Origin of the sequence: Cobetia sp. Ld8 (assembly GCF_045066615.1) — a bacterium.
In the GTDB taxonomy this organism is placed as follows: domain Bacteria; phylum Pseudomonadota; class Gammaproteobacteria; order Pseudomonadales; family Halomonadaceae; genus Cobetia; species Cobetia amphilecti.
Genome location: NZ_JBISHF010000007.1, coordinates 826,673 through 849,140, shown reverse-complemented (window position 1 = coordinate 849,140; position 22,468 = coordinate 826,673). Strand labels below are relative to the sequence as shown.

The 22,468-nt window shown below is 61.6% G+C and carries 17 protein-coding genes; 13 read left to right on the top strand and 4 right to left on the bottom strand.

All coding sequences use genetic code 11. The annotated features are described in order from the left end of the window. Nucleotides 1-111 precede the first annotated feature (111 nt). The 7 genes from tolQ (at nt 112) to ACJJV2_RS08370 (ending at nt 6,251) form a co-directional block, all read left to right on the top strand. Complete coding sequence (tolQ, locus tag ACJJV2_RS08400) at nt 112-789, top strand: protein TolQ (protein WP_107336548.1); 678 nt, start codon at nt 112-114, stop codon at nt 787-789. A gap of 14 nt (nt 790-803) precedes the next feature. Then, nucleotides 804-1,250, top strand: coding sequence for a protein TolR (tolR, locus tag ACJJV2_RS08395; protein ID WP_054556687.1), 447 nt, complete (start codon nt 804-806; stop codon nt 1,248-1,250). 3 nt (nt 1,251-1,253) lie between these two features. Continuing rightward, the gene (gene tolA / locus ACJJV2_RS08390) at nt 1,254-2,453 is read left to right on the top strand and encodes a cell envelope integrity protein TolA (protein ID WP_405279929.1); all 1,200 of its coding nucleotides are present in this window, start codon (nt 1,254-1,256) and stop codon (nt 2,451-2,453) included. Next, complete coding sequence (gene tolB / locus ACJJV2_RS08385; protein ID WP_107334808.1) at nt 2,450-3,742, top strand: Tol-Pal system beta propeller repeat protein TolB; 1,293 nt, start codon at nt 2,450-2,452, stop codon at nt 3,740-3,742. The genes tolA and tolB overlap by 4 nt, the downstream gene beginning before the upstream one ends. 70 nt (nt 3,743-3,812) lie before the next feature. Next, nucleotides 3,813-4,322 (top strand): peptidoglycan-associated lipoprotein Pal, encoded by a 510-nt coding sequence (pal, locus tag ACJJV2_RS08380; protein WP_405279925.1) that lies wholly within the window; start codon nt 3,813-3,815, stop codon nt 4,320-4,322. Nucleotides 4,323-4,460: 138 nt separating this feature from the next. Continuing rightward, entirely contained in the window at nt 4,461-5,246 is a 786-nt protein-coding gene (gene ybgF / locus ACJJV2_RS08375) for a tol-pal system protein YbgF (protein ID WP_405279922.1), read from the top strand. Between the two features lie 240 nt (nt 5,247-5,486). Continuing rightward, nucleotides 5,487-6,251 (top strand): YciK family oxidoreductase, encoded by a 765-nt coding sequence (locus ACJJV2_RS08370; protein WP_054556682.1) that lies wholly within the window; start codon nt 5,487-5,489, stop codon nt 6,249-6,251. Between the two features lie 227 nt (nt 6,252-6,478). Here ACJJV2_RS08370 and ACJJV2_RS08365 read toward each other — a convergent pair whose 3' ends face one another. Continuing rightward, nucleotides 6,479-7,159, bottom strand: coding sequence for an HAD-IA family hydrolase (locus tag ACJJV2_RS08365; RefSeq protein WP_279833775.1), 681 nt, complete (start codon nt 7,157-7,159; stop codon nt 6,479-6,481). Between the two features lie 2 nt (nt 7,160-7,161). After that, nucleotides 7,162-7,878: a bifunctional 2-polyprenyl-6-hydroxyphenol methylase/3-demethylubiquinol 3-O-methyltransferase UbiG gene (ubiG, locus tag ACJJV2_RS08360; protein ID WP_192838960.1), complete on the bottom strand. Its 717-nt coding sequence runs from the start codon at nt 7,876-7,878 to the stop codon at nt 7,162-7,164. A gap of 270 nt (nt 7,879-8,148) precedes the next feature. Here ubiG and mtnA point away from each other — a divergent pair, with 270 nt between their 5' ends. The 3 genes from mtnA (at nt 8,149) to ACJJV2_RS08345 (ending at nt 11,691) form a co-directional block, all read left to right on the top strand. Then, a complete protein-coding gene (gene mtnA / locus ACJJV2_RS08355) occupies nt 8,149-9,333 on the top strand; it encodes an S-methyl-5-thioribose-1-phosphate isomerase (protein ID WP_405279920.1) in 1,185 nt (394 codons plus the stop codon). A gap of 183 nt (nt 9,334-9,516) precedes the next feature. After that, nucleotides 9,517-10,401, top strand: coding sequence for a UTP--glucose-1-phosphate uridylyltransferase GalU (galU, locus tag ACJJV2_RS08350; RefSeq protein WP_405279918.1), 885 nt, complete (start codon nt 9,517-9,519; stop codon nt 10,399-10,401). A gap of 3 nt (nt 10,402-10,404) precedes the next feature. After that, a complete protein-coding gene (locus ACJJV2_RS08345; protein ID WP_107334805.1) occupies nt 10,405-11,691 on the top strand; it encodes a nucleotide sugar dehydrogenase in 1,287 nt (428 codons plus the stop codon). A 233-nt stretch (nt 11,692-11,924) separates the two neighbouring features. Here the strand turns inward: ACJJV2_RS08345 and ACJJV2_RS08340 are convergent, their stop codons facing one another. Both ACJJV2_RS08340 and ACJJV2_RS08335 read right to left on the bottom strand, forming a co-directional pair. Further along, the gene (locus ACJJV2_RS08340; protein ID WP_405279914.1) at nt 11,925-13,052 is read right to left on the bottom strand and encodes an alcohol dehydrogenase family protein; all 1,128 of its coding nucleotides are present in this window, start codon (nt 13,050-13,052) and stop codon (nt 11,925-11,927) included. A 439-nt stretch (nt 13,053-13,491) separates the two neighbouring features. After that, on the bottom strand, nt 13,492-14,076 hold the full coding sequence (locus tag ACJJV2_RS08335) for a superoxide dismutase (protein ID WP_043334256.1): 585 nt from the start codon (nt 14,074-14,076) through the stop codon (nt 13,492-13,494). Nucleotides 14,077-14,730: 654 nt separating this feature from the next. Between ACJJV2_RS08335 and ACJJV2_RS08330 the strand changes: the two genes are divergently transcribed. The 3 genes from ACJJV2_RS08330 (at nt 14,731) to ACJJV2_RS08320 (ending at nt 22,433) form a co-directional block, all read left to right on the top strand. Continuing rightward, nucleotides 14,731-15,939 carry a hypothetical protein gene (locus ACJJV2_RS08330; protein WP_405279911.1) on the top strand — a complete coding sequence of 403 codons (1,209 nt, stop codon included), beginning with the start codon at nt 14,731-14,733 and terminating at the stop codon, nt 15,937-15,939. A 153-nt stretch (nt 15,940-16,092) separates the two neighbouring features. After that, nucleotides 16,093-18,156 carry an autotransporter assembly complex family protein gene (locus ACJJV2_RS08325; RefSeq protein ID WP_405279908.1) on the top strand — a complete coding sequence of 688 codons (2,064 nt, stop codon included), beginning with the start codon at nt 16,093-16,095 and terminating at the stop codon, nt 18,154-18,156. A gap of 92 nt (nt 18,157-18,248) precedes the next feature. Then, nucleotides 18,249-22,433, top strand: coding sequence for a translocation/assembly module TamB domain-containing protein (locus ACJJV2_RS08320; RefSeq protein ID WP_405279905.1), 4,185 nt, complete (start codon nt 18,249-18,251; stop codon nt 22,431-22,433). The last annotated feature ends 35 nt before the right edge of the window (nt 22,434-22,468 follow it).

Below are 22,468 nucleotides of genomic sequence, written 5' to 3'. Positions count from 1 at the left end.
CTGCCAGCCAGGCGCCGAGACGCCAGGCTGATGAACAGATTATTTATCGTGTCACTGATTGACGGTGGCACAGACTGAACCAAGTAAAGAGGGATTTCCGTGGAAGATTCGATGTCGATCATTTCGCTGTTCGTGAACGCCAGTCTGGTCGTTCAGGCAGTCATGTTGCTGTTGCTGGCAGCTTCCATTGCATCCTGGGTGGTGATCTTTCAGCGCGGGATGGCATTGTCCCGTGCCAAGCAGGCTTACGCGGCCTTTGAAAAGCGCTTCTGGTCCGGGGTCGACCTCAATCACCTCTATCGTGAATTGCCGACGGATGAAGAATCCACCCCGGGCGCCTCTGGCGTCTTCCGTGCCGGCTTCCGCGAGTACAGCCGCCTCAAGCCCAAGTCCAGCAATGCCGATGCGGTGATGGATGGCGTGCAACGCAGCATGCGCGTCACGCTGTCACGTGAAGAAGAGCGCCTGAACGTTCATCTGCCGTTTCTGGCCACGGTCAGCTCCGTCAGCCCCTATGTCGGTCTGTTCGGTACCGTGTGGGGCATCATGGGCTCCTTCCAGGCACTGGGTACGGCTCAGCAGGCAACTCTGACCACCGTCGCCCCCTGGATTGCCGAAGCACTGGTCGCGACTGCCATGGGCCTGTTCGCGGCAATCCCGGCCGTCATCTTCTACAACCGTCTGGCCAGCCGTGCTGATCAGCTGCTGGGTCGCTATGAAGACTTCGCCGAAGAACTTCACTCCATTCTGCATCGTAATCTGCACGGTCGTGGCAGCAACGACGCTTGAAGGGAGGCGAGTCAATGAAAGGACCGTATAGCAGAGGCCACAAGCGCAAGCTGTCCTCCGAGATCAATGTGGTGCCCTTCATCGACGTCATGTTGGTGTTGCTGGTCATCTTCATGATCACCGCGCCGATGATGACGCAGGGGGTTCAGGTCGAATTGCCCAAGGTCACCTCCAAGCCGATCGACAATCCCGATGATGTGACGCCATTGATCGTCTCGCTGGATGACAGCGGCAATTACTACATCGATCTGGGGTCGGATGAAGACAAGCGCACGCCGGTGGCGCTGGACGAACTGGGCAGCAAGGTCGCGTCCATCGTGGCCGAGAAGCCCAAGACGCCCGTGCTGGTGAAGGGTGCCAAGACGGCGCCCTACGGCGATGTCATGGGGTTGATGAGCACGCTGCAGGGTGCCGGTGTCCCCAATGTCGGGCTGATTTCAGAACCACCGACCGAGGGCTGATGGATGAGTCAGCCAGAGATAGAACAGCGGGTCGGGTTGGGGTTGCCTGTGGTGCTGGCCGTTGGTCTGCACCTGGGCATCCTGATTCTGACTCTGGTGAGTTGGCCAGAATCCGAACCGGAGAAGACCAACACCACCATCGTCAACGCGACGCTGGTCAGTACCGAGACCACGACCAATCAGGCCCAGCAGGCGAAGTCCAGCAAGGCGCGTGATGCGGCCGAAGAATCCGATCAGCGCCAGAGCGCCAAGGAAGAGGCGGCCAGAGAGGCAGAGCTTGCAGCGGAACAGCAGCGCAGCGCCGCCGAGGAAAAGGCGGCTGCCCAGAAGGCGCAACAGCAAAAGGCGGCTGAGCAGGCCAAGGCGGCGGAGCAGTTGAAGGCTGAGCAGGCGGCGGCCGAAAAGGCCAAGGCAGAAGCGGCCAGGCGTGCGGAGGAAGCCAAGGCGATTGCCCTTGATCGCAAGAAAGCCGAAGCGGAAAAGCAGGCCAAGGCCGATGCCTTGAAGAAGGCGGAAGCCGAGAAGGCTGCCAAGGCCAAGGCGGAAGCCGAAAAGGCCGCCAAGGAAAAAGCCGCAGAAGAAGCCCGCAAGAAAGCCGAAGCGGAGAAGGCGGCCAAGGCCAAGGCAGACGCTGAAGCCAAGAAGGCGGAAGCCGAAAAGGCAGCCAAGGCCAAGGCAGCAGCGGAGAAGGCCGAGAAGGAAAAGGCGGCCAAGGCGGCAGCCGACAAGGCCGCCAAGGAAAAGGCAGCCAAGGCCAAGGCGGCGGAAGAAGCGCGCAAGAAGGCGGCCGCTGAACCCGCACGCCAGAAGGCACTTGCCGAGAAAGCGGCGCAGGCCTCTGCCGGCTCGCTGGATAGCCTGATAGACAATGAAAGCGACGCCATCAGCGGCGCCAAACAGGCCGCTCAGGCTGCCAACAGCTTCGAGAACCTGCTCAAGAAGTATGTCGGACAGAATTGGAATCGGCCCTCGGGCTCCGTTCCCGGTATGACGGTCACGCTGAGAGTGTCATTGTTGCCGACAGGCGAATTGGTAACGGCAGCGGTCAGCAAGAGCAGTGGTAACGCCGCCTTTGATCGCTCCGCGATTCAGGCGATCCAGAAAGCCGCGCCGTTTACCGAGATGCAGGACCTGCCGGCTGGTGCCAAGAGCCAGTTCCGAAACTTCAACCTGTACTTCAATCCAGAGGACCTGGGCCGATGAGACGATTGACCGCATGGATGATGGCAGCCGCCTTGCTGGCAGTGACCAGCCTGGCAAGAGCTGACCTGACCATCGAGATCACCAAGGGCAATGACAGCGCCACACCTATCGCTGTCGTGCCGTTCGAGAATCTGACCGGGGGAAGTCTGCCGCAGGACCTCGCACGCATCATCTCCGATGACCTGGCGCGCAGTGGCCAGTTCGACCCGATCAAGCGCGACAATCTGATCGCGTTGCCGGGCACGACGCAGGACGTCTTCGTCAATGACTGGAAGCGCCTGGGGGCCAGTTACCTTGTGGTGGGTCAGGTAAAGACGGCCAGCAATGGCGGTTATAGCATCCAGTATGAGCTGATGGATGTGCTGGGCAACAAGCGCATGCTTGGCGAAGTCATCACCGGAAGCAATGGTGAGCTGCGCGCGCGCGGCCATTATATGAGCGATGAAATATTTGAGGAAATCACTGGAATTCGCGGTGCTTTCTCGACAAAAATCGCATACATTACCGCCAATGGTGTTGGCGACAATATTCGTTTTGCCCTGTACGTGGCGGATTCAGATGGCCACAATAGTCAGGAGATTCTGGCCTCCGATGAACCGATCATGTCACCGGCATGGTCGCCGGATGGCAAGAAGCTGGCCTATGTCAGTTTTGAAGCCGAACGTCCCGCTATCTATGTGCAGGAATTGGGCAGTGGTCGTCGTGCAAAACTGACAGGTTTCCGTGGTATTAATGGTGCCCCGGCCTGGTCGCCGGATGGACGTAAACTGGCAATGGCATTGTCAAAGGATGGCCAGCCGGAAATCTATGTGATGGATATTGCCAGCCGTCAGTTCCAGCGTCTGACCAACAATCCTGCGATCGATACCGAGCCGGATTGGTTGCCGGATGGCAGCGGTATGGTGTTCACCTCTGATCGTGCAGGCTCCCCACAGATCTACCGTCTTGATCTGTCCGGCGGCACGGAACGTGTGACATATACCGGCAATTACAACTCCCGCGGGCGCATCTCACCCGATGGAGAGAACCTGTTCATGATCAACCGCGCAGGCAACGGTTATCAGGTTGCCAAGCAAGATCTGAAGAGCGGTCGGGTTACCTCCCTGACCGATACTCAGTGGGATGAATCACCAAGTGTTGCGCCGAATGGCACTATGGTGATATATGCCACTCAGCAAGGAACCCGCGGGGTCCTGGGCCAGGTGTCGGCAGACGGAAGGGCACAATTCTCCCTGCCGTCAGCACAAGGCGACGTGCGTGAACCTGCGTGGTCGCCGTTCCTGAACTAAACCACTAGAATGCATCCGAGCCACCAAGAAAGGCTTGGCATTCGTACCCATTAGAGCAAGGAGTTTCACAATGCAGTTCACCCCGTATGCAAAAGGTCTGTTGGTTGCCCTGTCCCTGAGCGTCATGGCAGGTTGTTCCAGCAGCGGCGGCGCTCAGGACGGCGACATGGATTCAGCCAACAGCGGTGCGAACACTGCCGGCATGAACACTGGTGCCAACAGCAACGCCAACCAGATGAGCAACGCCACAATGCCTGACGTGCGTACCATCTACTTCGCCTTCAACAAGGACACCATCCGTCCTGAGTTCGAAAGCGTCATGATGGGTCACGCGCAGTACCTGAAAGCCAACACCAGCGCCAATGTCGTTCTGGAAGGCCACGCTGATGAGCGCGGTACTCGTGAATACAACCTGGGTCTGGGCGAGCGTCGTGCCAAGTCTGTCGCACGCTTCCTGACTGTCCAGGGCGTGTCTCCGTCACAGATCGAGATCGTCTCCTACGGTGAAGAGCGTCCGGCTGTCCAGGGCCACGGCGAGTCTTCCTACGCCAAGAATCGTCGTGTGGTCTTCGACTACTAAGTACGGTTCATCTTCGCGATTCCCTGAGGAGGCGCGGAGACGCTAGAAACTTGTGTTGAGCTGGCCCGGGCAAGAGGCGTGTCCTTGAACCCCGGGCTTGCTTGCGCGATACCATGATGATTCGGCGGAGCCGACAGCATGAAACACAGCCTGAAAGGGTTGTTCGGTGCGGGAGCCTTGTTGCTCCCGTTGTCCGTTTTGGCCGCACCGACGGTCGAGGACCTCACTGGGCAATCAAACTCGCTCTATCAGCAGGCCAATACTCGTTTGAGTGGCGGCGGCACCCTGACCCTTCTCAATCAACTCGACGAACAGGCACAGGAAATTGCCCGACTTCGCGGCCGGATCGATGAGCTGGAATACCAGTTCAAGCGTCTGACCGAGATGTCGCAGCAACGCTACCTGGATCTGGAACAGCGGGTTTCTGGCGGCGCTTCCGCCGGGGAGAACGGTCAGGTTGTCGATTCACAGGCAGCAGCGGCAGTCACTGGCGGCGCAAGTGCCGGTGGTGCACCCAGCACCAATGGCGCCAGCAATGCCGACAGCGGTGCAGCTGCCCAGAAGGATTACGAGAATGCCTTCGCCAAGGTTCAGTCTCGCGACTTCGACGGTGCCATTGTCGCCTTTGAAGCCTTCGTGGTGGACCATGGGGATTCCAACCTCGCAGCCAATGCCCATTACTGGCTGGGCGAGCTGTATTCGGCCAAGAACCAGCTGGATGCTTCTGCCCAGGCCTTCGACACCGTGATCAGCGAATTCTCGCAATCCAGCAAGGTGCCGGATGCGATGTACAAGCTGGGCCTGGTCAAGGCGCGTCAAGGCAAGGCGCAGGAAAGTCGCTCCTTGCTCGAGAAGCTGGTCCAGCAGTATCCGGACAGCAAGGCTGGCACCATGGCCAAGGACTTCCTGTCCTCCGGCGCCTGAGTGCCCGTGGCCATTGGCCACCTGTATTCCCCAAAGCCCGCGCTTGGTATTCTACCAGGTGCGGGCTTTGTGTTATGTGGCGCTCGGCGCCTCATGCCATCGTCAGACAACCCGGGTGCCATCGGCAGGCGACCCGGGTGCGCTTCATTCGATTCATGTGGCCGAGCAAGTAATAATGCCGGTGAAGAGACAGTGGCTCTTATCGGCGGTTGACGACAGATCTCAGACAGGGATATCACCATGGCAGAGTGCAAGATCGACTATCAGGCCCCGGACGACATGCTGAAAGGGCGGATCATTCTGGTGACCGGGGCGGGGTCCGGCATTGGGCGTGAAGCGGCAGTCGAATATGCGCGTCATGGGGCGACGGTGATATTGCTGGGCAGAACCATTGCCAAGCTGGAAGAAGTCTACGACGAGATCGAGGCCTTGGGGGCACCACAACCGGCCATCTATCCGCTCAACTTCGAAGGGGCATCGCTCAAGGATTATCAGCAGATGGCTGATACCCTGCACAGCGAGTTCGGTCGCCTGGATGGCCTGCTGCACAACGCCAGCCTGCTGGGCAAGATCACTCCGTTCGAGCAGTATGATCCGGCGCTGTGGGAGCAGGTCATGCAGGTCAATATCAATGGTCCTATCTGGATGGTCCAGGCATTGCTGCCGTTGCTCAAGGCCTCGAAGGACGCCTCCGTCGTGCTGACAAGTTCCAGTGTCGGGCGCAAGGGGCGTGCCTTCTGGGGCGCCTACAGTGTCTCCAAGTTTGCTACGGAAGGTTTCTCGCAGATGCTGGCTCAGGAACTGGAGAATACCAGCCAGGTGCGCGTCAATACGCTCAATCCCGGCGGGACACGGACCCCGATGCGCAAGTCTGCGTTCCCGGCCGAAGACCCCGATACCTTGCGTACGCCCGCCGACATCATGCCGACCTATCTGTGGTTGATGGGGCCGGACAGTCGTGGTCATACCGGCGAGATGTTCGACGCCCAGCCGCCGAAAGTCTGAGCCATAGTCGACTGTCATCTCCTCACTGGATGACGAGTGACGCCGCCAGGCGGGTCAGTCGCGATACCCTGCAACAAGAACGCCGACGGCATTGGCCGTCGGCGTTCTTGTGTCTAGCTGTTTGTTTCTAGCGGCTTGTGTCTATCTTCTGATGTTCATCTACGGATCACCCGCTCGTGGGGACTGGTTCGTGCGAGCTTGGTGTGAGCTACGTGCGTGTCGCTCGGTCAGCGCAGGTCCGCTGCCCGCAGCGCGGCATTGATGACTTCTTCCGAGGTGTCAAACCACACATCGGCAGGCCAGGCGTCCACATCGTCGCCCTCACGGACATAGCCGTAGCGCACCGCGACCGCCAGCATGCCCGCCGCGCGTGCCGCCTGCATGTCACGGTCGTGATCCCCCAGATACCAGCATTCGGAGGCGTCGACACCGAGGCAGCGTGCTGCCTCCCACAGAGGCTCTGGATGCGGCTTCTTGACCGGCAGGTCATCGGCACACAGCAGGCAGCCGGGCGTGAGCTCGAGCGCGGCGATCAGCGGCTCGGCGAACTGACGGGGCTTGTTGGTCACGATGCCCCACGGCAGGCCTGCGCGCTGACAGATTTCGATCAGGGCGTCATAGCCCGGGAACAGCACACTGTGAGCCGCGACATCGCGGGCATAGAATTCCAGCAGGCGAGTGCGCTCGCTGGCATGCTCGGGGTGATCGAGCTCATGGCCCAGGGCCAGGGTCACCAGAGCGCTGCCACCATGCGAGACTTCGGCGCGAATCACGTCGTAGTCCAGCGCCGGCAGGGTGTGATGCTGACGTAGCTCATTGGTGGCGCGCGCCAGGTCTGGCGCGGTGTCCACCAGGGTGCCATCGAGATCGAAGATCAAGGCGGCGGGACGAGGTAGCGCTGCCGGCAGGCTCACGCAAGCTCTTCCTCGGTCGGGCGACGCGTGTGCATCAGATAGTTGACGGTCAGATCGGAGGAATTCAGGCGATATTTGCGTGTCAGCGGGTTGTAGGTCATGCCGGTGGAGCCTTCCATCTTGAGGCCCGCATCGCGTGTCCAGCGACCCAGCTCGGCCGGGCGGATGAACTTGCGATACTCGTGGGTGCCACGCGGCAGCATCTGCAGCACATATTCCGCGCCGAGAATCGCGAAGGCATACGCCTTGGGATTGCGGTTGATGGTCGAGAAGAACACCATGCCACCGGGCTTGACCAGCCGTGCGCAGGCCGCGATCACCGAGGATGGGTCCGGCACGTGCTCGAGCATTTCCAGACAGGTGACGATGTCGAACTGGCCGGCCATCTCTTCTGCGGCGGCTTCGGCGGTGGTCTGGCGGTAGTCCACCTCGACACCGGACTCCAGCTGATGCAGACGGGCAACGGAAAGCGGCGCCTCACCCATGTCGATACCCGTCACCTGGGCGCCACGATGCGCCATGGCTTCGGAGAGAATGCCGCCGCCGCAGCCGACGTCGATCACGCGCTTGCCTGCCAGGCCAGCGTGGGTGTCGATATAGTCGACCCGCAACGGATTGATGTCATGCAGCGGCTTGAATTCACTGTCACGGTCCCACCAGCGACTGGCCAATGCCGAGAACTTGGCGATCTCGCTGGCATCGACATTGCCCAGATGGTCCTGGGGCTGGGCATCTTGCTGGGTGTCGTTATCGCTCATCTTTGCATCCTTACCGTTACGGAAGTGCTGTTCGGGAAGTGGCAGGCCTGTACAGGCACCTTACCCTCGGGCACGATTCCACCATTCTAATCCGACTGCCGTCGCGGGTCAGCGTCCAGCGCAAAAAACTCATCATGACGGGCACTTGCGTTACGATGGGGCGGGACGTCGCGCCACGCGCGATGACCAGTCGTCATTATTGTCATGTAGCAACGGGGAGTGGTCATGAGCCTGGTTCCGATTCGCTGGGTAAGCCAGCAAGAGTGTGCGTCGCAGGAAGAAGACAGGGCAGGCACCCCGCCCGATGCCAGCGCTGACGTCACTCATGATGTCACTTCTGTCGCCCCCCCGGTGGCGGTGAAGCTTGCACTGCTCGACCAGCGCCTGCTGCCGGGTGAGACCCGCGAGGTGCTGCTCGAGGATGCACGCGGGGTCGCGACTGCCATTACCGACATGGTGGTCCGCGGTGCACCGGCCATCGGGATCGCCGCCGCCTATGGCGTGGCGCTGGAGGCTTTCGTCATCAACCGCGAGGGCGGTGACTGGCAGTCACGCCTGGCCAGTGCCTGTGATGTGCTGGCTGCCTCGCGCCCGACAGCGGTCAACCTGTTCTGGGCGTTGGATCGCATGCGCAAGGTGATTGCCGCACACGCCACCCGGTCGCAGGCCCCGTATGAGGCGTTGCTGAAGGAGGCCGTGCGCATTCACGAACAGGATCTGGAGGACAATCTGCGCATGGCCGAGTTTGGCGCCCAGGTGATTGCGGCCTCTCTCGCGCAAGGCGAGACGCGGTGCGAGGTCATGACCCACTGCAATACCGGCGCGCTGGCCACCGGCGGCCACGGCACGGCGTTGGGCGTGATTCGTACCGCCTACGCCCAGGGCATTCTCGGCCGTGTGCATGTCAACGAGACGCGTCCCTGGTGGCAAGGCTCTCGCCTGACGGCGTGGGAGCTGGTGCAGGAGAAGATTCCCGCGCGTCTGGCCGTGGAAGGCGCAGCCTCGCTGATCATGCAGCAGGGTGCCCGGACGCCGGAAGGAGTGCGCTGGTTGATCGTCGGCGCGGACCGCATTGCGGCCAACGGTGACACGGCCAACAAGATTGGCACCTTCTCGCTGGCCGTTCAGGCGCGCGCCCACGGCATCAAGGTCATGGTAGTGGCCCCGTTGGCCACTTTCGATGGCAGCCTGGCCAGTGGCGCGGACATCCCCATCGAGACACGTGACGCCGCCGAGCTGCGCGAGGCAGGCGGACGCCAGATCGCGCCGCAGGAGATCGATGTCTTCAATCCGGTCTTTGATGTCACACCGCATGAGTATATTGATGCCATCGTCACGGAACATGGCGTGGTAGAGTCTCCCGATAGCGACAGTGTCGGCGCGCTGCTCGGGCGAGCCATGCGTCGCTGAGGGCGCATCAGGGTGGAGACGCTTACCAAATCTCGCACAGCGCAGGAATTTCGCACTCCTTGAACAAACTGGCATAATTTCTGCCTAAGATTGAGGATGGTCGTTGATTGGCTTCGACGACAGTAACCCGGTGGAGGTCCTTCGACGGGCTTCACCACGACATAGACACAAGGAAGACGCTACATGATACGCAAGGCTGTTCTGCCTGTTGCCGGTCTCGGCACACGTTGCCTCCCGGCCTCCAAGGCCATCCCCAAGGAAATGATCACCATCGTCGACAAGCCGGTGATCCAATATGTGGTGGAAGAAGCGGTCGCAGCCGGTATCAAGGAAATCGTGCTGGTCACCCATTCCAGCAAGAATGCCATCGAGAACCACTTCGACAAGCACTTCGAGCTGGAAAGCACCCTGGAAGCCAAGGGCAAGCTCGAGCTGCTCGAACAGCTGCGTAACATCATTCCGGATGACGTCAAGATCATCAGCGTGCGACAGCCGGAGCCGCTGGGCCTGGGCCACGCCGTGCTGTGTGCCAAGCCGATCGTCGGTGATGAGCCGTTCATCGTCATGCTGCCGGACGTGCTGGTCGATGGCGAAGGTCTCGAGAAGAATGACCTGGCGCGCATGATGGAGGCCTACGAAGCCACCAACGCTGCCCAGATCATGGTCGAGAATGTCCCGCAGGACATGGCCTACAAGTACGGTATCGTCGCGATCGACGGTGACACGCCGGAAGCCGGCAAGTCTGCCCTGATCAACGGCATGGTCGAAAAGCCGGCCCCGGGCACCGAGCCGTCGACCCTGGCGGTCATCGGCCGTTATCTGTTGCCGGGCCGTATCTTCGAGCTTCTGGAGAACACTCCGCCGGGCGCGGGTGGTGAAATCCAGCTGACCGATGCCATCGACACCCTGCGTGACGACAAGGCCGTCGCGGCCTACCGCATGGCCGGTGATACCTACGATTGCGGCCACCAGCTGGGCTATCTTGAAGCGACTCTTTCCTTCGCCAAGCGTCACCCGACCTTCGGTGAAGGCTTCCGCGAGCTGCTGACTCGCTACCAGGAGAAATAAGCCATGCAGGTGCTGGTGCACGGAAGCGAACTGGCGGCGGCAACGGCCAGCGCCGCTCTGGCGAGCGTGGGTCACCGTGTCTGGTGGTGGCCACATGAGGACATGGACTGGGCTGCCCTGGAACGCGTCGACTGGTTGAACAGTGAGCCAGGCCTGCGCGAACGTCTTGATCGCCATCGGGAGCGGGGCGATCTCACTCTCATCGAGGACCTCGAGTCACTGCGGCGCATCGATATCCACTGGATCGCCGTCTCGCCGGACCAGCGCGAAAGCGCGCTGAGCCGTGTCGAGCAGCTGGTGGCGACCCTGGATGAGCCGCTGGTGCTGGTCAACAACTCGACCTTCCCGGTGGGCACGACCGAGCGTTTCGAGGCGTTGCTGCCGCGTGATGACCAGTACGCCGTCGCCTTGCCGGACATGCTGGAGGAGGGCCGTTCACTGGCCACCTTCGAGCGTCCGGCCCGTTGGTTGCTGGGCAGCGAAGCGGAACCTGCCACCCTGCGGGTGCAGGAGCTGCTGCGTGCCTTCAACCGGCGTGAAGATGTCTTCCAGATCATGCCGCGCCGCGCCGCCGAACTGACCAAGCTGGCCATCAACGGCATGCTCGCGACGCGTATCAGCTACATGAACGAAGTGGCGGGTCTGTCCGACTCCCTCGGCGTCGATGTGGAATATGTGCGTCAGGGCATGGGCGCCGATCCGCGTATCGGCTTCGGCTATCTCTATCCGGGCTGTGGATTCGGTGGCCCGAACTTCTCGCGTGATCTGATGCGTCTGGCCGATGTCCAACATCAGACAGGGCGGGAATCGATGTTGCTCGAGCATGTGCTCGACATCAACGAGGCCAAGAAGGAGACGCTGTTCCGCAAGCTGTGGCAGCACTTCGATGGTGAATTGCGCGGTCGTACCGTGGCGATCTGGGGCGCGGCCTTCAAGCCGGGTACCGCGCGTATCGACCATGCGCCGGTCTTGACACTGCTTGAGGCGCTGTGGGCCCAGGGCGTGCGCGTGCGCGTGCATGATCCCGCGGCCTTGTCGGCGCTGGGTGAGGCCTGTGGTGCGCATCCGTTGCTGGAGCTGGTCGATGGCAACATGTATGACGCCCTGGAGGGCGCTGATGCCCTGATGCTGGTCACCGAGTGGAAGTGCTATTGGAACCCGGACTGGCAGCGCCTGAAGCGTGAGCTGGGCGCGGGTCTGGTGCTCGATGGCCGCAACATCTTCGACCCGCGTTACGTGGCAAGCCAGGGGCTGGTCTATCGCGGCATCGGCCGCCGTGCCAGCCCCTGACGGGCAACTCGGTGGGTCAGGCTGACGGGCTCTGAAGTTGATGTTCTCTCAGACTGACGCTCCTTCAGACTGACTCTTGCGTACTTGGCACGCAAAAGCCCTCATCCGGTTCCGGATGAGGGCTTTTTGTCGTGGGGCTCAGGTTTAAAATCTAGGCCGCCAGGCTTTACATCATGAGCGTTGGACTTTTCATGCAGACCACCAGGCTTTTCATGATGACCGCCAGGCTGGCTTCAGGCCCAGGGCTCGAGCACGAACTTGCCCACGTGGCCCTTGCTCAGAAACTGCTGTTGGGCAGTGACGATCTCGGTCAATGGGAAGCTGGCCGCGATCAGCGGGCGAATCTCGCCTTGCTCCACATAGCGGATCAGATTGGGGAAGGTGGCTTCACACCAGGCAGTGGTGCCAAGCAGGCGCAGGTTCTTGAGGTACAGGTCGCGCAGATCCAGCGTCACCATCGGCCCGGCGATGGCGCCGGTGGTCACCAGACGGCCGCCACGTGCAAGCAACTTCATCATGACCGGGAAGTTGTCACCCGCGACATTGTCGACCACCAGGTCGACGCTTTCATGGCCCAGCTGCTCGAGCAGGTCGGCCTTGCGGTCCAGAAGCCTGTCGGCGCCAAGTTCTGCAAGAGCCTCATGCTTGGCGACGCCCGCCACGGCATACACCGTCGCGCCGCGGCGCTTGGCCAGCTGCAATGCAGCGGAACCGACCCCGCCCGAGGCGCCCAGAATCAGCACACGCTCGCCCGCCTTGAGCTCTGCCTGTTCGAGCATGTTCTCCGCCGTGCCGTAGGCGCAGGGCAGGGAGCCAAGCTCGACATTGCTCCAGTCACAGTCCACCGCGAACACTTCACTGGCGCGCACGCTGACGAATTGCGCGAAGGCGCCGTCGAAGTCCGAGCCCATCCATTCATTCTCCAATGACCCCCAGCCCTCGCTGCGCATGCAGGAGCGTACCAGCACGCGCTTGCCCAGCAGGCTGGCATCCGCATTCGGACCCAATGCCACCACCTCGCCACAGCAATCCGTGCCCTGTATCAGGGGGAAGGGCGTCTCTCCCTTCCAGCCACCTTCCGGCGGTGCCGGCTTGTCAGTCGTCGCGTCTGCATCCGCGTTGTCATGCACGCTGCTGGCCTGTTGGGTCGCGGTAGTGATCGTGGAGGAATACCAGCCCAGACGCGTATTGATCTCGGTGTTGTTCATGCCAGCCGCCAGCACCTTGATCAGCACCTCGCCTTCACCGGGTGTCGGCACCGGGCGCTGCTGCGTCTCGAGGCATTCATAACCCCCATGGCCGGTGGTCACGATCGCCAGCATGGAGTCGGGCAGAGAGGAGGTCGAGATGTCAGTGGGCATCGGTATTCCCTTTTTTCAAAGTATGTATTTCGTGCAGTCAAAGAATGCATTTCAAGCAGTGTGTGCCAACCATGTCGTCGAGTCTCTTGTCGTCGAATCCCTGTGAGCGATCAAGGGTACGCAACGAGGTAGAGCATACGTTCTACTTGTCGGTCATTAGATAGGGGCACCGCCGTCATTTGCAAGTCGACAGACGAGATTCTTCTCCTGGTGGTGCATACAGCGTAGCCAAGCCTTGCGTGTAGCAGGCTCGCGGCTGGGTGACGTTGTCTTGAACGAAAAAAACCCCGCCAGGTGGCGGGGTTTTCAGAGCAGGGCGTCCAGGCGTCATATCAGGGTGACGTTGAATGCCTTGGTTCAGCTGGAGTCTCGAGCGGTAAACGACTCGACCTCCTGAGGCTAGCCAATCTCGATCTAGCCAAACTCAATCTGGAAAAGCTCAGGCTGCGAAGTTCTGTGCAGCGAATTCCCAGTTGATGATGTTCCAGATGCTTTCCAGGTACTTCGGACGCGCATTGCGGTAGTCGACGTAGTAGGCGTGCTCCCAGACGTCGACGGTCAGCAGCGGAGTCTGACCAGACTTGGCGATCGGGGTGTCAGCGTCGTCAGTGTTGACGATTTCCAGCTCGCCCTGGGCGTTCTTGACCAGCCAGGTCCAACCGGAACCGAAGTTGCCAGCGGCGGAAGTGTTGAAGGCTTCCTTGAAGTCAGCAACGGAGCCCCACTTGGCCACGATGGCGTCTGCCAGCGGGCCGGACGGCTCGCCACCACCATTCGGGGACAGGCAGTGCCAGTAGAAGGTGTGGTTCCACACCTGAGCTGCCTGGTTGAACAGACCACCCTGGGCGCTCTGGATGATCTCTTCGAGAGATTTTTCTGCGTCAGCAGTGCCTTCGACCATGCTGTTCAGCTTGGTGACGTAGGCTTGGTGATGCTTGCCGTAATGGTACTCAAGGGTCTCGGCAGAGATGGTCGGCTCGAGTGCGTTCTTTTCGTACGGCAGTGCTGGAAGTTCAAATGCCATGGGGATCAGCTCCTTTTCCTCACCAATTGGGTCGTACTCTGCCTTCGTGGGGCTTGGGGCTGAGTATTTCAATGCCTGACCTGCCATCGCGTGGTGGAAGAGGGTCAGACAAGCACAGACTCAAGCTCCGCGACCAGCATCACTCCCGGCCCTGAAACTGGCCACCCGCTCAGGCAGCGGGCAAGGGCGAAAGTGCATGACTCGCCGTGCATCCTTCATGCCGTGGCTACGCGCATGAAATGTGCAATCAGCGTGAAAAACCTTGTGAATCCAGATAGCTACGAAGACAGAGGCTGCGCGTATCGCAGTGTCTGGCACTATAGCACCCAGACACCGACAGGCCAACGCTGGTGGGCACTGACCGCGGGATCCTCTCAAGCGTCTTGCAAGGCTCGCGTGCATTGCCAGGCTTTTGCCACATTCCTGCCACTTTGCCCTCGATGACGGGCCGTGGCGGGAACCTGATGAGATGACCGAGGTCAGCTGTTAGACTCGATTTCCTGTACGTGAACCGTGACTTATCTTTTGCAGAACCTGCATGACTGTATTTTTATACAGCAAGGTGAAAAAGCGCACTTCCGGTCGTCTTGCGCCGCCCTGAAGATGCTGCGCTGAACCTTTCGCTGCTGATCGTTTGCCGGACCTGGAGCCAGAATGCGGCCGCACAACGCTGAACCGTCTCTCAATGACTCACCGGATGATGCGCTGGTCGCGCGTCCCGACGATGCGCTTGGCGTGCATCACTCCCGTCCCCCCGCGCCCAGGCGCTGGCCGACGTGGCTTTGCCTCCTCGCCCTGGGGGGCGTGGTGGGCTGGCAGCAATGGCAGCTGCATGACCTGCAGACCCTCGGGGGCGATCAACGCGATCAGCTCGGCGCGCGAGTCAGCCAGCTCGAACGTTCCGTGGCCCAGCTTGAGCAGCAGGGTGATGAGCGCCTGAGTGAACTGCGTGATGCACTGGGTGAGCAACTCAGCGCCCTGGACAGCCAGTTGAATGACACTGTTCTGCCGGCGCTGACCACCCTGCAGAAGGACAAGGCGTCCCTGTCGAGTGAGGCCGTCGCGCGCCTCGAGACGCTGGAAGGCAAGGTGGCAAAGGACGCGGATGGCGCTCAAGAGCGTCTGACCGCCATGGACGAGGCGCTTGATCGCCTGGATGGTCGCGTCACGACGCTTGCCCAGACAGGTGACAATCACGCGACCCTGATCACGGCGCTGCAAGGCTCGATGGCGGCGCTGGAATCCCTCAGCCGTGATGGCCGTGCAGCGCTGGGTGCGCGTCTGGATGCCCAGTCGGCAACGCTTGAGCACCTCGAGCCGCTGGTGGACAAGACCTCCAGCACCCTGGACACGCTGGCTACTCGCATCGAGAGCTTGCAGAGCGATATCGAGAGCGAGGTTGAGAACAATATTGAAAGCGTTAGCGCCGAGCAGTTGGCCTCGCTCGAGACTCGCCTCACGGCGCTCAAGACGGACCTGGCCACGCAACAGACCCAGACGCGTGACTTGCAGCAATCGCAGCAGCAACTGGGCGAGACGCTGAAGGCACTGCCGGAGCCTGCAGCCGCCGCTGATGGCGATGAACTGGCCAGCAAGCTCAAGGGCCGTTTCGCGCCGCTTGACGAGCTGACAGCGCTTGAAACCGCGCAACGCTCACTGGACTCCCAGCTGGGTGAGCTGCGCCGTCAGCAGACAGCGCTCAGTGCCGGCCTTGAAGCCAGCTCACAGGGGGCGTCAGAGGACACGCGAGAGCAGTTGCGCTCGCTGGACGCCAGCCGCCGTCAGCTGAGTGGCCGTGTCGCGTCGCTGCTGGGTCAGGTGTCTGAGCTTGAGCAGCGCGTCAGTCGACTGGAACGTCGCTGAGCTGGCTCCGCAGGGATACAAGCAATGAGATATGGCGTGGTCCGCCACTCTGGCGGGCCATGTGACACGCCCCGTGATGACCGAGCGCCGCACGACATGATGAATGGGAACGATGGACAGTGCTTTCCACCAGCACTCAACAAAGGACGAATCATGAGTGGCGACAACAAAGAGTCTGCTCGAGCGACCGGGACGCGCGGTTTGCCGCATCGCTATCTAACGCCGCTGATCGTGTGTGGCGGCCTGTGCTTCGCGCCGCAGGCCCTGGCGATCGATGCCGCCGTCAAGGGCGTCAAGGGCGCGACGGCCACTAACGTGGTCAACTTCCTGGCCGGGATGACGCTTGAGGGCGATGCACCGGCCGAGCGCTACGAGGGTGAAATCATCCGGCGCACCCAAGAAGCGCTGCAGGCCTTCGGCTACTACGATGCCCAGATCACGCTCAGCTATCCCGAGAAGGGGTTGCTGGGCGGAGATGATGTGGTCGTGACGGTGGATGCCGGTGAGCCGGTCACCATCGAGACGCTGGAGCTGCGACTCGAGGGCGACGCCGCGCGCGACAAGGTCATGAAGAAGGTGCTGGCCGACGCCGAGCTCGAGGAAGGCGATGTACTGCGTCACTCTCGCTATGACAGCCTCAAGTCGACCCTGACGTCACTCAGCCTCGAACGCGGCTATTTCGACACCTCCTTCTCCCAGCAGCGTATCGAGGTACGCCCCTGGCTGCACTCGGCACGCATCTATCTGGTCATGCAGAGCGGTCAGCGCTACCGCTTCGGTGATATCAACTACCTCAACAGTCAGATAGAGCTGGATCGCGTCAAGGCCATGCAGCCGTTCGAGGCTGGCGATTATTACGAAGCCGGCAAGTTGACCCAGTTCAACCAGCGGCTGAGTGAGGCCGGCTGGTTCCGCTCGGCCGCGATCAAGCCACAGCTCAATCCGGGCGCCGAACTCAAGACCACCAGTCCCGACAGCGAGATCAAGACTCCCTATGCCGAGGCACAGGGGTATGAGGGCTCATGGCTTGCCGATGTCGAAAGGGCTGAAATCGAGACGGGGGATGAGAGCCGCCGCGCTGACGCGGCGTCCCGCTCGGACACGACGGTCTCTGCTGCGCAGGCCACCGTGAATGCTGATGACGCTGACTCCGCTGTGGCTGGCACTACCGAAGCCGCCGGCAACGGCACGCCGGTGCTGACGGGCGATGCGCTGGAGGCCGCGGTCAAGACGGCCAACGGCCCCATCATCCCCGTGGACATCAGCCTGATTCCCGCTGACCGTCACAAGTTCGAGACCGGTATCGGCTACGCGACGGATGTCGGGCCACGGCTGCAGTTCAGCTGGGAGATGCCGTGGGTCAATCGCTATGGCCATAGCCTGACCAACAGCCTGTTCCTGTCTTCGCCGGAACAGACCTTCGAGGGCGAATACCGCATGCCGCTCGAAGACCCGCTCAAGGATAGCTATGTCCTCGAGTACGGGATGTCGAACACCGATGATGAAGATACCGAGAGTCTCGAGACCACCGTGCGCTTCACCCGCGAGTGGAAGTTCGACAACGGCTGGACCCAGCGCGTGTTCTTCGGTTCCACCTATGAGGACTACACCCAGGCGGACGAATCCGGGGCCGTGCTGCTGCTGTATCCCGGTGTGAGCTGGAACCGTACCCGCACGCGTCCCAAGACCTTCCCGATGTGGGGCGACCGCCAACAGCTGACCTTCGAATACGGCGATCAGATGTGGGGCTCGGACGTGACCTTCCTGCGCTCCCAGTTCAACACCAACTGGATACGCTCCATCGGTGACAACCATCGTTTCGTGGCGCGCATGGGCGTCGGCCACGTCGATACCGACAACTTTGATGACATGCCACCTTCGATGCGCTTCTTCACCGGGGGCGACAACAGTGTGCGTGGCTATTCCTACGAGACACTCGCCCCGGAAGATGATGATGGCGATCTGGAAGGCGGTAGCTCATTGCTCACCAGCAGCCTGGAATACGATTACCGCCTGACCGGCGACTGGTGGGGCGCGACCTTTTACGACGCCGGTAACGCCTTCAATGGCTGGGACGCACTCGAGCTCAAGACGGCGGCCGGCATGGGGATTCGCTGGATCTCGCCGGTAGGGCCGATTCGTCTCGATATCGCCCATCCCTTCGATGACGATGACAACGATTACCGTATTCACTTCTCGATCGGGCCGGAATTCTGAGCGGCTCGCGTCTCTTGAGCGAGTGTCGTGCGGATCAAGCGCCAGCAAAGGACCATCAGCTGAGCGGGTGAGCTGATAAAAAAGATATGGAGATGTTGGAATTGTCTAATCCCTATGTACGTCGGGGCGGCCTGGTCATCCGGTTGCTGATATGGCTGCTCGTGTTCCTGATCGGGCTGACGATGCTGCTGGTCGGGGGCGTGCTGTCCCCGTGGGGCACCGGGCTGGTGCTCGATCAGGCGCGCTCGCGTGGCTTCATCGATTACTCCCAGGCCTCCGGCTCACCGCTGGAAGCACTGTCGCTCAAGGACGTCTCGCTGGATCTGCCGGGGCTGGCCGTCAATGCCGATTCACTGTCGCTGGCCTGGGGCGAGGACTGTCTGCTCAAGGGCAAGCTGTGTCTCGAGTCGCTGGAGTCCAGTGGTCTCGCGATCACCCTGAACGAAAGCGGTGCCAGCACTGAGCCGGAAGCGGAGAGCGGTGAGAGTCTCAACGTGCCCATCGTGGTGCCGATTCCCATCGAGGTGCGCAAGGTCGCCATTGATGACTTCGCCCTGGCGCTGGCGGATGGCAGTCGCGTCACCTTCGATCATTTCCATACCTCGGCTGCGCTGTCAGTGAGTACGCTGGTGCTGGGCGAGACACGCCTGATCACCAGCCGTTTCATTCCGGCCGATGCCGCCGCGGCGCAAGCGACGTCAGACACTGCCAGCCTCGAGGGTGTGAGCATCACGCCTGAGGCTCAGCAAGCGGCAAGTGCAGTGGTCAACACTCAGGTCGTGGCGTCTCAAGCCGAGAGCGCCGCCAAGGCGATCTCTAATAAGGCCATCTCGAATAAGACCGTCACTGATGACGCCGCAGAAGTGTCTGGCAAGACTGCCGCTGAAACCACGGATCAGCCAGCACAGGCCGGGCGCATCGCCTTGCCGGAAGTCTATATTCCGCTGACCATCGAGGTTCCCGATCTCGCCATTGAAGACTTTGCGCTCGAGGGGCCAAGCCCGTATGAGGTCAGTCGCCTGTCGCTGGCGCTCAAGGCGGAAGGGCATGACATCACGCTCTCGCGTCTCGAGGTCGACTCCCGCGATGTGAACGCCGATCTCGTGGCGCAGGTCACCTTGAAGGACGAGTATCCCCTGAGCGCCACGCTCAATGCCGAGACCCTGATTGACCCCGTGCGTCATGAAAAGCTGCGCCTGTCTCTGGAAGGCTCGCTGGCGGATCTTGAAGCCTCTCTCAAGTCCGACGGTCCGCTGGCCGCTGAACTCGTGGCCAGCGCGGATGTGTTGGACAGCGATCTGCCCTTCGAGGCACGCCTGAGCTCCGAGCGGATCACCTGGCCCTTTGCCGCCGTCACTGATGCCTCTGATGCCACCGCGGATGCACAGAAAGGCGCTCAGACAGCGACGCAAGCCAAGGGTGGCAACAACACGTCTGGCACCGCTGCCGCTGCCTCCTTCACGCCTGACTATAGCGTCGAGAATCTGGCGCTGGTCGCCAAGGGCTCACTGTCGGGGTATACGACCACGCTGGATGCCATCATCGAGGGGCGTGACATTCCGCGCGCCACCTTGTCATTGGCAGGCGACGGCGATCTCGCGCATTACCGCTGGCAGCCGCTCAAGATCGCACTCAAGCGCGGCTCCGCGACCACCCGTGGCGAGATTCATTGGCAGGAAGGCATTAGGGTCGCCGCCGAGCTGGCCCTCGACAAGCTGCATCCCGAAGACTTGCTGCCGGCCCCGGCCGGGGGCGGTCAGAAAGCCGTGCGTGGTGAGCTGAGCGGCAATCTCGTGGCCAGCTTCCAACAGCCGCAGCAAGGACCGTGGGCCGTCGATGTCAGCAAGCTGGATATCCATGGCACCTTGCTCGAGCGTCCGCTCACGCTGACCGGCAAGCTTTCAGGCAATGCCGACATGCAGTGGGACGTCAACGCGCTGGAGCTGCGCCAGGGCCAGAACCGTCTGAGCGCCAATGGCAAGATTGCCAAGACCATCACCCTGGCGGCCAACATCGATTTCCCGGCGCTCTCGACCCTGATGCCGGATATCGCGGGTGAGCTCAAGGGCAAGATCGACGCCTCGGGCACACTCGACAAGCCTCAGCTGGCCAGCAACTTCACCGCACGACGCCTGCAGATCGGTGAGAACCGTATCTCCGACATGGCGCTGTCGGCCGGGGTCGATGCCCGCAAGCGAGGCATTGATGACCCGGCACTGGATATTGCCCTCAATGCCGATGATGTCAGAGCTGGCGGACAGCAGATCGCGACGGTCGCGCTGACGCTGGGGGGCTTCCTGAGCGATCACACCCTGCAGTTCGATACCGAGATGGCCGGTGAGATGCCGCTTTCTCGTCTGGGGCTGACCCTCAAGGGGGGGCTCGACAAGGCGCGTGAGCATTATCGCGGTGCGCTGTCTCCGCTGACGGCGAATACCGACTTCGGGGACTTCAACTTCGACACGCCGGCGAGCTTCGATGCCAATCTCGCCAAGGGCAGCGTGCTGGTGCAGCCGTTCTGTCTGAGTCGTGAACAGGGTGGCCAGATCTGTGTCTCCGAGCCCTTGAGCGCGGGCAATGACGGTCAGGCCGTGGTGACTCTCGAGGGGATTCCGCTGGACATGGCCCAGAGCGCCATGCCGGAGAGCTGGACCATCGGCGGTGCCACGGGCGGCAAGATCACGGCAAGCTGGAAGCAGGGTGGCCAACGCTGGAATGCTGACGCGGAGCTGGCGGGCAAGTTGACGCTGGCCGGCGAAGACGCCGACGGCAATGCCTGGTCTCTGCCGGAGACCACCCTGCAACTGGCGCTGGAAGCCACGCCCGACAAGGCCGATCTCGATACCCAGATTCGCCTCGACAGCGCTGGCGGCATCGGCCTCACCGTGTCGGTTCTCGACCCGGCGGGCGCAGGCAAGCTGGATGGCTCGCTGGCCATCCGCGACATCGACCTCTCGCCGTATCGTCCGCTGGTGGCAGGCATGACTCAGCTGGAAGGCAAGCTTGCGGGTGACGTCGAGGTCGGTGGCAATCTCAGCCTGCCGTCGTTGACCGGCCCGATCGCGCTGACCGGCGTCAAGGTGCAGGGCGAAGGCCTGCCGGTGTCGCTGTCGGATGCCCAGTTCACCGTCGACTTCGATGGCAACAGTGCCGATATCGATGGCTATCTGGTGGGCAATGATGCGCGCTGGGGCATCGATGGCGAGGCGGCCTGGCCCACGCTTGAGGACTGGACGGCGTCATTGAACCTCGACGGCGCGAAGAATCCGCTCGAGCTGCATATCGCCGGAATCGGCCGCATGCGCGTCGCGCCGGATCTCGAGATCAATGCCAGCCCCACGCTGCTCAAGCTGCGGGGTGACGTCAAGGTGCCGTGGACACGCATCGAAGTGGACCAGGTGCCGCCGTCTGCCGTGTCACCCTCCAGTGACACCATCATCATCGAGCGTCCCAGTGATGAGGACACCTCCAACCCGGCCGAGCTTGCCGATGGCAGCGATACCGCCAAGGCGCTCAACGAGGCCGGCATGGCGCTGGATGTGCGTATCGGCATCCATATCGGGCCGGATGCGCGCCTGGAGGCGATGGGGCTCAAGACCAAGCTCAGAGGCGATCTCGATGTGCGCCAGTCCAAGGGCGGCGTGCAGGTCTTCGGTGAGGTCAATCTGGTCGACGGGACCTACAAGAGCTTCGGGCAGGACCTGCAGATCAGCAAGGGGCAGGTCTTGCTGGCCGGACCGCCCTCGAGCCCGCGTCTGAATATCGAGGCGATCCGTGATCCTGACAACACCGAGGACGACGTGACCGCAGGGGTGCGTGTGACCGGACTTGCCTCGTCACCCAGCGTCGAGATCTTCTCGGACCCGTCGATGGATGAATCCTCGGCACTGAGTTATCTGCTGCGCGGTGAAGGCCTGGACAGCGACACCAGCAGTGACAGTGCGGTCACGTCCGCCTTGATCGGCATGTCACTGGCACAAAGTGGCCAGGTGGTCGGCCAGATCGGGGAAACCTTCGGCGTGCGTGACCTGAGTCTGGACAGCTCCGGCAGCGGGGATGACAGCCAGGTAGTGGTCAGCGGCTATATCGCCCCGGACCTGAAGCTCAGCTACGGCGTCGGGCTGTTCTCGCCGATCGCGGAGCTGACACTGCGCTACAAGCTGTTCCGCAATCTGTATGCCGAAGCGGTGTCCGGCACGGCGCAGGCCGTGGATCTGCTCTACAGCTTCTCGCTGGGTCGCAGCGAGCTGGCGCCCAGAGTCGGCAAGGACAGATGACACGTCAGGCCAAGTGATTGCCACAGGCTCAGCCC

Excerpts from the sequence above, each read along its gene's own strand:
- ACJJV2_RS08335 (WP_043334256.1), bottom strand. The coding sequence starts at position 14,076 with ATGGCATTTGAACTTCCAGCACTGCCGTACGAAAAGAACGCACTCGAG.
- ACJJV2_RS08345 (WP_107334805.1), top strand. The coding sequence starts at position 10,405 with ATGCAGGTGCTGGTGCACGGAAGCGAACTGGCGGCGGCAACGGCCAGC.
- ACJJV2_RS08340 (WP_405279914.1), bottom strand. The coding sequence starts at position 13,052 with ATGCCCACTGACATCTCGACCTCCTCTCTGCCCGACTCCATGCTGGCG.
- tolQ (WP_107336548.1), top strand. The coding sequence starts at position 112 with ATGTCGATCATTTCGCTGTTCGTGAACGCCAGTCTGGTCGTTCAGGCA.
- tolR (WP_054556687.1), top strand. The coding sequence starts at position 804 with ATGAAAGGACCGTATAGCAGAGGCCACAAGCGCAAGCTGTCCTCCGAG.
- ACJJV2_RS08325 (WP_405279908.1), top strand. The coding sequence starts at position 16,093 with ATGAGTGGCGACAACAAAGAGTCTGCTCGAGCGACCGGGACGCGCGGT.
- ybgF (WP_405279922.1), top strand. The coding sequence starts at position 4,461 with ATGAAACACAGCCTGAAAGGGTTGTTCGGTGCGGGAGCCTTGTTGCTC.
- mtnA (WP_405279920.1), top strand. The coding sequence starts at position 8,149 with ATGAGCCTGGTTCCGATTCGCTGGGTAAGCCAGCAAGAGTGTGCGTCG.
- tolA (WP_405279929.1), top strand. The coding sequence starts at position 1,254 with ATGAGTCAGCCAGAGATAGAACAGCGGGTCGGGTTGGGGTTGCCTGTG.
- tolB (WP_107334808.1), top strand. The coding sequence starts at position 2,450 with ATGAGACGATTGACCGCATGGATGATGGCAGCCGCCTTGCTGGCAGTG.
- ACJJV2_RS08330 (WP_405279911.1), top strand. The coding sequence starts at position 14,731 with ATGCGGCCGCACAACGCTGAACCGTCTCTCAATGACTCACCGGATGAT.
- ACJJV2_RS08320 (WP_405279905.1), top strand. The coding sequence starts at position 18,249 with ATGTTGGAATTGTCTAATCCCTATGTACGTCGGGGCGGCCTGGTCATC.
- galU (WP_405279918.1), top strand. The coding sequence starts at position 9,517 with ATGATACGCAAGGCTGTTCTGCCTGTTGCCGGTCTCGGCACACGTTGC.
- ACJJV2_RS08370 (WP_054556682.1), top strand. The coding sequence starts at position 5,487 with ATGGCAGAGTGCAAGATCGACTATCAGGCCCCGGACGACATGCTGAAA.
- pal (WP_405279925.1), top strand. The coding sequence starts at position 3,813 with ATGCAGTTCACCCCGTATGCAAAAGGTCTGTTGGTTGCCCTGTCCCTG.